At 60.5% G+C, this 9899-nt stretch carries 9 protein-coding genes and 1 pseudogene; 4 read left to right on the forward strand and 6 right to left on the reverse strand.

From position 1 onward, the window contains the following. Positions 1–99: 99 nt before the first annotated feature. The 4 genes and pseudogenes from argB to coaBC form a co-directional block, all read right to left on the reverse strand. On the reverse strand, positions 100–1005 hold the full coding sequence (argB, locus tag ACW9IB_RS04305; RefSeq protein ID WP_457364831.1) for an acetylglutamate kinase: 906 nt from the start codon (positions 1003–1005) through the stop codon (positions 100–102). A 19-nt stretch (positions 1006–1024) separates the two neighbouring features. Then, positions 1025–2446, reverse strand: a pseudogene (locus tag ACW9IB_RS04310) (phosphomannomutase/phosphoglucomutase); the annotation flags it as partial. 239 nt (positions 2447–2685) lie between these two features. Then, the gene (dut, locus tag ACW9IB_RS04315; protein WP_014720481.1) at positions 2686–3141 is read right to left on the reverse strand and encodes a dUTP diphosphatase; all 456 of its coding nucleotides are present in this window, start codon (positions 3139–3141) and stop codon (positions 2686–2688) included. Between the two features lie 5 nt (positions 3142–3146). Then, positions 3147–4355, reverse strand: coding sequence for a bifunctional phosphopantothenoylcysteine decarboxylase/phosphopantothenate--cysteine ligase CoaBC (gene coaBC, locus ACW9IB_RS04320; RefSeq protein WP_015886530.1), 1209 nt, complete (start codon positions 4353–4355; stop codon positions 3147–3149). 143 nt (positions 4356–4498) lie between these two features. Between coaBC and radC the strand changes: the two genes are divergently transcribed. Continuing rightward, positions 4499–5173, forward strand: a complete 675-nt coding sequence (gene radC, locus ACW9IB_RS04325; protein WP_457364832.1) for a RadC family protein — start codon at positions 4499–4501, stop codon at positions 5171–5173. A gap of 27 nt (positions 5174–5200) precedes the next feature. On the opposite strand, the gene ACW9IB_RS04330 is transcribed toward radC, so the two are convergent. Then, entirely contained in the window at positions 5201–6793 is a 1593-nt protein-coding gene (locus tag ACW9IB_RS04330; protein ID WP_457412507.1) for an ABC transporter substrate-binding protein, read from the reverse strand. Between the two features lie 457 nt (positions 6794–7250). Between ACW9IB_RS04330 and rpmB the strand changes: the two genes are divergently transcribed. Both rpmB and rpmG read left to right on the forward strand, forming a co-directional pair. Beyond that, on the forward strand, positions 7251–7484 hold the full coding sequence (gene rpmB, locus ACW9IB_RS04335) for a 50S ribosomal protein L28 (protein ID WP_457364834.1): 234 nt from the start codon (positions 7251–7253) through the stop codon (positions 7482–7484). A gap of 11 nt (positions 7485–7495) precedes the next feature. Further along, positions 7496–7651: a 50S ribosomal protein L33 gene (gene rpmG, locus ACW9IB_RS04340; protein WP_457364835.1), complete on the forward strand. Its 156-nt coding sequence runs from the start codon at positions 7496–7498 to the stop codon at positions 7649–7651. 68 nt (positions 7652–7719) lie between these two features. Here the strand turns inward: rpmG and ACW9IB_RS04345 are convergent, their stop codons facing one another. Then, complete coding sequence (locus ACW9IB_RS04345; protein ID WP_457364836.1) at positions 7720–8082, reverse strand: cupin domain-containing protein; 363 nt, start codon at positions 8080–8082, stop codon at positions 7720–7722. 230 nt (positions 8083–8312) lie between these two features. On the opposite strand from ACW9IB_RS04345, the gene ACW9IB_RS04350 reads away from it, so the two are divergent. Next, positions 8313–9806: an aldehyde dehydrogenase gene (locus tag ACW9IB_RS04350; protein WP_457412508.1), complete on the forward strand. Its 1494-nt coding sequence runs from the start codon at positions 8313–8315 to the stop codon at positions 9804–9806. Positions 9807–9899 lie beyond the last annotated feature (93 nt).

The following is a 9899-nucleotide window of genomic DNA, read 5'->3' on the forward strand; positions in this document are numbered from 1 at the left end:
CCCAAATCCCACAGGGGATCTCCACATTGCTGCAAAATCTGTGTGTATAAAAAAGCCCCCGCTCAATTGAATTGAGCGGGGGCTTTTTGTTTTCAGCGTTTAAGGACGCTTGCGGTTACTGATCAGCGTGCCCATGCCGGTATCCGTGAAGATCTCGAGCAGCACCGCGTTCGGCACGCGGCCATCGATGATCAGCGAGCTGCCGACGCCGCCCTGTACTGCTTCGAGTGCGCAGCGGATCTTCGGCAGCATGCCGCCGTAGATGGTGCCGTCGGCGATCAGGTCGTCCACCTGTTGGGTGGTCAGGCCGGTCAGCACCTTGCCTTCCTTGTCCAGCAGGCCGGCGATGTTGGTCAGCAGCATGAGCTTTTCAGCCTTCAGTGCTTCGGCCACCTTGCCGGCCACGAGGTCGGCGTTGATGTTGTAGGACTCGCCATTGGCGCCCACGCCGATCGGCGCGATCACCGGAATGAAATCGCCTTTCACCAGCAGATTCAGCAGGTCGGTGTTCACGCCAACCACTTCGCCCACTTGGCCAATATCGATGATTTCCGGTTGGGTCATCTCCGGCGTCTGACGGGTGACCGTCAGTTTTTTCGCACGGATCAGTTCCGCGTCCTTGCCGGTCAGGCCGATGGCACTGCCGCCATGGCGGTTGATCAGGTTGACGATGTCTTTGTTCACCTGGCCGCCGAGGACCATTTCCACCACGTCCATGGTCTGCGCGTCCGTGACGCGCATGCCATCGATGAAGTGACTCTCGATCGACAAGCGCTTGAGCAGGTCGCCGATTTGCGGACCGCCACCGTGCACCACCACCGGGTTGATCCCTACGGCTTTCATCAACACGATGTCGCGGGCAAAGCCGGTTTTCAGCTCGTCGCTTTCCATGGCGTTGCCGCCGTACTTGATCACCAGCGTCTTGCCGACGTAGCGTCGAATATAAGGCAACGCTTCGGACAGGACTTTGGCGGTGTTGGCAGCGGCTTCGCGTTCGAGGGTCATTCAGGGCTCCGGTAAAAAATCAGAACGGTAATTGGAGATCAGGGGCAACACGTTTCAACTGGGCGTGGAACACGTCCTTGATGCGCTGCAACTCAGCCTCGGTATCCGCCTCGAAACGCAGGACCAGCACCGGTGTGGTGTTGGACGCGCGAACCAGGCCCCAGCCTTTGGCGTAATCGACTCGCACACCATCAATGGTGGTCGGGTTGGCACCTTCACCCCATTGCGCATCGTGCAGTGCGTCAATGATGCTGAATTTGCTCTCTTCGGTCACATGGATATTGATTTCTGGCGTAGAAATATCGTTCGGGAAGGTCTGAAACAGCTCCTGCGCCGTGGATTTTTCCTTGCTGAGGATCTCCAGCAGGCGTGCGGCACTGTAAATACCGTCGTCAAACCCGAACCAGCGCTCCTTGAAGAACACGTGGCCGCTCATTTCGCCGGCCAGCAGGGCGCCGGTTTCCTTCATTTTCTTTTTGATCAACGAATGACCGGTCTTCCACATTAGCGGGCGACCGCCGTATTCCTTGATCAGTGGCGTGAGACGACGGGTGCACTTCACGTCGAAAATGATTTCGGCGTTGGCATTGCGCGACACCACGTCACGGGCGAACAGCATCAGCAGGCGGTCGGCAAAGACGTTCTCACCGGTATTGGTCACCACGCCAACACGATCGCCATCGCCGTCGAAGGCCAGGCCTACATCGGCACCGGTTTCCTTGACTTTGGCAATCAGGTCCACCAGGTTCTCAGGTTTGCCCGGGTCGGGGTGGTGGTTGGGGAAGTTGCCGTCGACCTCGCAGAACAACGGAATCACTTCGCAGTTGAGGGCTTCGAGCAATTGTGGAGCGATCACGCCGGCCGCGCCGTTACCGCAGTCCACCACCACTTTCAGGCGGCGCGCGAGTTTGACGTCGCGGGTAATTTCGTCAGCGTAGCGTTGCAGGATGTCGACTTTGGTGATGCTGCCTTTGCCGCTCGTCAGGTCGTTGGTCTTCAGGCGGGTATGCAGGGCCTGGATCTGCTCGTTGGCGAGGGTGTCGCCGGCGATGACGATCTTGAAGCCGTTGTAGTCCGACGGGTTATGGCTACCAGTGAGCATGACGCCGGATTTGCCGGCCAGCACGTTGGCGGCGTAGTACAGCGCCGGAGTGGGTACCAGACCGACGTCGCTCACGTGGCAACCGCTGTCGGCCAGGCCCTGGATCAGTTGTTCCACCAGCTCCGGACCGGAGAGGCGACCGTCACGGCCGACCGAAACGTTGGGTTCGCCCTGGGCCAGGCTCTGGGCGCCAATGGCGCGGCCGATCCAGTAGGCGGTTTCGGCGGTCAGGGTCTTGGGCACCACGCCGCGGATGTCATAGGCGCGAAAGATGCTGTCGGGGAATGTCGGGGCTACTCGGGCTGCGGTACTCATCGCGGGGGGAAACTCCATCTGAAGGGGGCAAGGCTGGCCTTGTGTGGCTGACCGGCAGGCTCAAACTGAAGGGTATGACGACGTTTTCGGCAGAGAGTTCGTGGTGCAAAAATGCCATCGGCGCACAAGCTTTGTGGCTTTTTCTGCGTAATACATTGATTTCGCTGGGGAAATCTCGCTGATTCGGTGCGCGCATTCTTCATCCTGAAAGGCCTTGCGCAGGCGTCGGGCCGGACAAAGGCGTCCGGCCTGATTCAGCTTAGTCAGTGACTGCCGGAATGCCCAAACCCGCCGGCACCACGTTGGGTTTCGTCGAATTCCTGCACTAGTTCGAAGTGCGCCTGCACCACCGGCACCAGCACCAACTGGGCGATTCGCTCGCCGACAGCGATGTTGAACGCGGTCTGGCCACGGTTCCAGCACGACACCATCAATTCGCCCTGGTAGTCCGAGTCGATCAGGCCGACCAGGTTGCCCAGCACGATGCCATGTTTATGGCCCAGGCCCGAACGCGGCAGGATCAGCGCAGCCAGGCCCGGGTCGCCGACATAGATCGACAGGCCGGTAGGGATAAGGATCGTCTGGCCCGGCTCAAGAACGGTGTCTTCCTTGAGCATGGCGCGCAGGTCCAGGCCGGCGGAGCCCGGTGTGGCGTAGGCTGGCAGAGGGAATTCGTTGCCGAGTCGGGGGTCGAGAATCTTGGCTTGCAAAGCGTGCATGTAAATTAAACCTGGTTCAGCCGTTGGGCGATGAAAGAGATCAGTTGGCGGGCAATCTTGCCTTTGCTGGTCTGGGCGAAAAGGGTGGCGTGCAGCTCGCGATCAATCACGCTGCAGGCGTTTTCCTCGCTGTTGAAGCCGATGCTCGGGTTGGCGACATCGTTTGCAACGATCAGGTCGAGGTTTTTGTCTTTCAATTTGCGGGCGGCGTAGTCCAGCAGGTGCTCGGTTTCGGCGGCGAAGCCGACACTGAAGGGACGGTCCGGGCGGGTGGCGATAGTTGCCAGGATGTCCGGGTTGCGCACCATTTGCAGGAGCAGGCCGTCGCCGCTTGTAGGGTCTTTCTTGAGCTTTTGCGGGGCGACCACTTCTGGACGGTAGTCCGCAACCGCTGCCGAAGCGATAAACAAGTCGCACGGAATAGCGGCTTCGCAGGCCGCCAGCATGTCCCGGGCACTGACCACGTCGATTCGCGTGACGCGGTCCGGGGTCGGCAAATGCACCGGACCTGTGATCAGGGTGACGCGTGCGCCTGCCTCGACCGCCGCTTCAGCCAGGGCAAAGCCCATTTTTCCTGAACTATGGTTGGTGATGTAGCGCACCGGGTCGATGTTTTCCTGGGTCGGACCGGCAGTGATCAGCACATGTTTACCGGTGAGGGCCAGGTGCTGGAAGCACTCGGCCGCGCACAGCGCCAGGTCGGTGGCTTCGAGCATGCGGCCCATGCCGACGTCGCCGCAGGCCTGGCTGCCGGACGCCGGGCCGAACACTTTGAGGCCACGGCTTTGCAGCAGTTGGGTGTTGGCTTGGGTGGCAGGGTCGCGCCACATGGCCTGGTTCATGGCGGGGGCGATGGCAACGGTGGCATCGGTGGCCAGTACCAGGGTGGTCAGCAGGTCGTCGGCGATGCCTTGGGCCAGGCGGGCAATCAAGTCGGCGGTGGCCGGGGCGATCAGCACCAGGTCGGCCCATTTGGCCAGTTCGATATGGCCCATGGCGGCTTCGGCGGCCGGGTCGAGCAGGTCCAGGTGAACCGGGTGGCCGGACAGGGCCTGCATGGTCAGCGGGGTGATGAACTCACTGCCACCACGGGTCATGACCACACGCACTTCGGCACCTTGGTCCAGAAGCCTGCGGACCAGTTCAGCGCTCTTGTAGGCGGCAATGCCGCCGCCGACGCCGAGAACGATGCGTTTCCGATACAGACGCTGCATTGGTTTGCCTTTCCAGTTCAGTGATGCCAGTTCAATGGCGCGAACGATGCCCCCTCCCCAGGTGAAATCGCTCGCAAAAAAGAGGGCCTAAGATAACACAGCGTCCGCCAGGCAACAGCGGAGCACGTACACACGGAGGTGGGATGAGTATTCGTGATTGGCCTGCGGCAGAGCGGCCACGAGAGAAGCTTCTGGAAGGGGGCGCGCAGAGCCTCTCCGATGCCGAGCTGTTGGCGATTTTCCTGCGCACCGGGGTGTCCGGGCGCAGTGCCGTGGACCTTGCGCGACATCTGCTTGCGCAGTTTGGAGGCCTGCGACCGCTGCTGGAGGCCAACCTGGCACTGTTCAGCCAGCAATTGGGCCTGGGGCCGGCCAAGTTCGCCCAATTGCAGGCTGTGCTGGAAATGGCCCGGCGCCACATGGCCGAGCGGCTGAGGAGTGATTCGGTGTTGGAAAGCCCGCGAGCCGTGCGCGACTACCTCAAGGCGATGCTGCGCCATGAGCCCCACGAGACTTTCGGGTGTCTGTTTCTAGACTCCAAGCACCGAGTGCTGGGCTTCGAGGTGATGTCCCAGGGCACCATCAATTCGGCCATGGTGTACCCGCGACAAGTGGTCAAGCGCGCCCTGGCCTACAACGCCGCAGCGTTGATCCTGTGCCACAACCATCCTTCCGGCAGCCTTGAGCCAAGCGCGGCTGATCGAAAATTGACCAAGCTGCTGCAAACGGCGCTGGAAGTGATCGATGTGCGAGTGTTGGATCACATCATCGTTGGCGATGGTGATCCGCTGTCGATGGCTGAATACGGGTGGATGTAAACCCGCCCCAGTGGGGCGGGTTTGTATTCATGGCTTGACGCTGACCTTGGAAAAGTCTTGCCGGCCAAACGGGCTGACCTGATAGCCCTCTACGCCCTTGCGTGTCAGCGCAAAGGCCGTCGGGTGCGCCAGCGGCAGCCACAGTGCCTGCTGCTGGATCTGCGCCTGCGCCTGCTGATACAGCTTGCTGCGCACGCCCTGCTCGCTGGTGGTCTTGCCGGCGCTGATCAGCTTGTCCAGTGCAGGGTCGCAGTAGCGGGCAAAGTTGGTGCCGGACTTGACTGCGGCGCAGGAGAACTGAGGGGTGAGGAAGTTATCCGGGTCGCCGTTGTCGCCGGCCCAGCCCATGAACAGCAAATCGTGTTCGCCGGCCTTCGCGCGGCGAATCAGCTCGCCCCACTCGATCACGCGAATTTCAGCCTGGATGCCGACTTTGGCGAGGTCTGCCTGCAGCAGTTGCGCGCCGAGGTTCGGGTTGGGGTTCAGCAGGCTGCCAGTAGGGCGCGTCCAGATCGTGGTCTTGAAACCGTCCTTGAGCCCGGCACGGTCCAGCAGTGCCTTGGCCTTGGCGAGGTCCTGTGGATAACCCGACAGTTCCTTGGCATAGCTCCAGGTATTGGGCGGGTAAATGCCGTTGGCGGCTTCGGCGGTGCCTTCAAATACGCTTTTCAGGTAGCTGGCCTTGTCGAAGGCCAGGTTGATCGCCTGACGCACTTCGGGTTTGTCCAAAGGCGGGTGCTGGCTGTTGATAGCCACGAAAGCGGTCATGAAGGCGGCGGTTTTCTCGACGTTGAGCGCAGCGTCCTTTTCAGCCTCGCCCACATCCAGCGGCTTGGGCGACAGGGCGATCTGGCATTCATCCCGACGCAGTTTCTGCAGGCGCACATTGGCGTCCGGGGTGATGGCGAAGATCAAGTTATCCACGGCAGGTTTGCCGGCAAAATAGTCCGGGTTGGCTTTGTAGCGCACCACGGCGTCTTTCTGGAAACGCACGAAAACGAAGGGGCCTGTACCGATCGGTTGGCTGTTGAGCTTTTCGGTGGCTCCGGCCTTGAGCAGTTTGTCGGCGTATTCCGCCGAATAGATAGAGGCGAAGCCCATGCTCAGGGCCGCCAGGAAGGTAGAGTCGGCGTGATCCAGGGTGAAGCGCACGGTCAGCGGGTCGAGCGCGTCGATCTTCTTGATCAGTGCCGGCAGTTGCAGTGACTGGGCGTGGGGGAAGCCGCTCTGGGCAACCTGATGCCACGGGTTGGCCGGGTCCAGCATGCGTTCGAAGCTGAAGCGCACGTCTTCGGCAGTCAGGGTGCGGCTTGGGGTGAAGTACTCGGTGCGATGGAATTTCACGTCCGGGTGCAGTTTGAAGGTGTATGTCAGACCATCCGGCGACACCTCCCAGCTGTCCGCGAGGCTCGGCACCAGCTTGCCACTGACCGCGTCGTAGTCCACCAGGCGGTTCATCAGCGTGTCGGCTGAAGCGTTGGTGGTGGTCAGCGAGTTGTACTGCACCACGTCGAAGCCCTCGGGGCTGGCCTCGGTGCAGACGCTCAGGTTGGTGGCGGCAGACGCCAGGGGCGCAATAAAGAGAGGAGCGAGCAACAGCGGTAGGGCAGCGAGGCGCATAGTCGGTTTCCTTTGCAGATCGAAGGCCCATCTGCGAGTGCAGTCTGGAAAAGGCCTACCGTAGTGGCCTGTTGGATAAATGACCAGTCCATTTTTGCCTGTGTTTTTGGGGCAAATGCTGTTTTGATAGCGCCTCGGTGAATTTCGCTGCGCATTTTGTCGTGCGCGCGAGCGCGGTGAATCATTCTGTGCGACGAGCGGTCGGCAGTTACAGCGCCCCTGCTGGCAACGGTTCAGGCGCCCGCTGCCCAGATTTGCACAGGGAAAAACTCACAGGATGTTGTTGCGCTTGGGTCTTTCTGGTATAAAGCAGCGCTCTTTTCTAGGGGCCCGGTTCCTTCGCTTGTAGGTGTAGCCGGTAAGACCCTAAAGAAACGCGGCGCCTGGCGCCAAATGACTGAGAGATTAAGCGGCCAACCCATGCCGGGTTGGGCATGTGGTTTTAGAGGGCTGAGGCATGTCGAGAGTCTGTCAAGTTACCGGTAAGGGTCCGGTGACTGGGAATAACATTTCCCACGCAAATAACAAAACCCGTCGTCGTTTCCTGCCGAACCTGCAGCATCACCGCTTCTGGGTTGAAGAAGAGAAACGTTTTGTTCGCCTGCGTGTATCCGCCAAAGGCATGCGCATCATCGACAAGCGTGGCATTACTGCCGTGCTGGCCGAAATCCGCGCCGCTGGCAAGATCTAAGGAGTTCTATCATGCGTGAATTGATTCGAATGATCTCTAGCGCCGGTACTGGTCACTTCTACACTACCGACAAGAACAAGCGTACTACCCCGGACAAGCTCGAAAAGAAAATGTTCGACCCGCGCGTTCGCAAGCACGTGATGTACAAAGAAGGCAAAATCAAGTAATTGATTTTCCTCCTGAAAAAAAGCCCGTATCGCGAGAGACGGGCTTTTTTTTGCCTGTAATTCGCTGATCAGGCCTTTTGTTCGAACACTACGTAGATCTTTCGGCAGGGCTCCAGCACTTCCCAAGTCCCGCTGAAGCCTGCGGGGATCACGAAGCGGTCGCCCGCGCGCAGGGTCTTGGCGTTGCCATCCGTATCGCGCAGCACCGACACCCCCTGCACGATCTCGCAATACTCATGCTCGGTGTAGTTGACCTTCCAGTGTCCGACCTCACCCTCCCAGACCCCGGCACTCATCTGGCCACATGGACTGTTGTAGTGGTTATAGATCGTTTGCTCGGGATCGCCCTTGAGGATTTTTTCGGCGGCAGGGCGGTAGCGATCGGCGGCGGTCTTGGCTTGGCTGAAGTCGACAATGTCCTGGATGCTCATGTGCGTGTCCCGTCTGGCCTGGGGTTGGAAAGCCCAAAGTCTATGTTTATTAAAATGAACATCGCAAGGGCGTTTGCCGGCGTTATGTCAAATATATTGAAACACCCCCAGCCGCTGGTTTAGGGTGGCAGCTGCCTTGAGCCGAACAGCAGGCTGGCCGGGCAAGAATTCTGTGAGGTTGCCAGGGGACATCGCCTGGCCCTTGTATTCAATAAGAGGAGGACACTCGCATGACCACCCTGACCCGTGCCGACTGGGAACAACGCGCCAAGGACCTGAAGATCGAAGGCCGCGCCTACATCAACGGCGAGTACACCGCCGCCGTTTCCGGCGCCACGTTCGAATGCATCAGCCCGGTCGATGGCCGTCTGCTGGCCACCGTTGCCAGTTGTGACGCCGACGACGCGCAGCGCGCCGTGGAAAACGCCCGCGCCACTTTCAATTCCGGCGTGTGGTCGCGCCTGGCGCCGGCCAAGCGCAAGTCTGCGATGATCCGTTTCGCGGCGCTGCTCAAGGCCAATGCCGAAGAGCTGGCGTTGCTCGAAACCCTGGACATGGGCAAGCCGATCAGCGATTCCCTGGCGGTCGACGTGGCGGGCGCCGCCAACGCCTTGAGCTGGAGCGGCGAAGCCATCGACAAGATCTACGACGAAGTTGCGGCTACCCCGCACGACCAACTGGGCCTCGTGACGCGCGAGCCTGTTGGTGTGGTGGGGGCTATCGTGCCGTGGAACTTCCCGTTGATGATGGCGTGCTGGAAACTGGGCCCGGCGCTGTCCACCGGTAACTCGGTGATCCTCAAACCGTCGGAAAAATCTCCACTGACCGCCATCCGCATCGCCGCCCTGGCGGTGGAAGCCGGTATTCCAAAAGGCGTGTTCAACGTGCTGCCGGGTTACGGCCACACGGTGGGCAATGCGCTGGCGCTGCACATGGACGTCGACACCCTGGTGTTTACCGGTTCGACCAAGATCGCCAAGCAATTGTTGATTCGCTCCGGCGAGTCGAACATGAAGCGCGTTTGGCTGGAAGCGGGTGGCAAGAGCCCGAACATCGTGTTCGCGGATGCCCCGGATCTGCAAGCCGCGGCTGAATCCGCCGCCGGCGCCATCGCTTTCAACCAGGGCGAAGTCTGCACCGCGGGTTCGCGCCTGCTGGTAGAGCGCTCCATCAAGGACAAATTCCTGCCACTGGTGATCGAGGCGCTCAAGGGCTGGAAACCGGGCAATCCTCTGGATCCAGCTACCAACGTCGGCGCGTTGGTGGACACCCAGCAGATGAACACGGTGCTCTCGTACATCGAAGCTGGCCACGCTGATGGCGCCAAGCTGGTGGCGGGCGGCAAGCGTACCCTCGAAGAAACCGGCGGCACCTACGTCGAGCCGACGATTTTCGATGGTGTGACCAACGCGATGAGGATTGCCCAGGAAGAAATTTTTGGCCCGGTGCTGTCGGTGATCACATTCGACAGCGCCGAAGAGGCCATCGCGATTGCCAACGACACCCAATATGGCCTGGCCGCCGCAGTCTGGACGGCGGACATCTCCAAGGCGCACCTCACCGCCAGGGCCTTGCGCGCCGGCAGCGTATGGGTCAACCAGTATGACGGCGGCGACATGACCGCGCCGTTCGGTGGCTTCAAGCAGTCGGGTAATGGCCGCGACAAGTCGCTGCACGCGTTCGACAAATACACGGAGCTGAAGGCGACCTGGATCAAGCTGTAACGTTCAGGCATCACAGCAGTTCAAAAAAGTGGGAGCGGGCTTGCCCGCGAATACGCTGGGTCAGTCGGCATATGTGCTGACTGACCCAGCGTA

The organism is Pseudomonas sp. SDO524_S393, assembly GCF_054071875.1.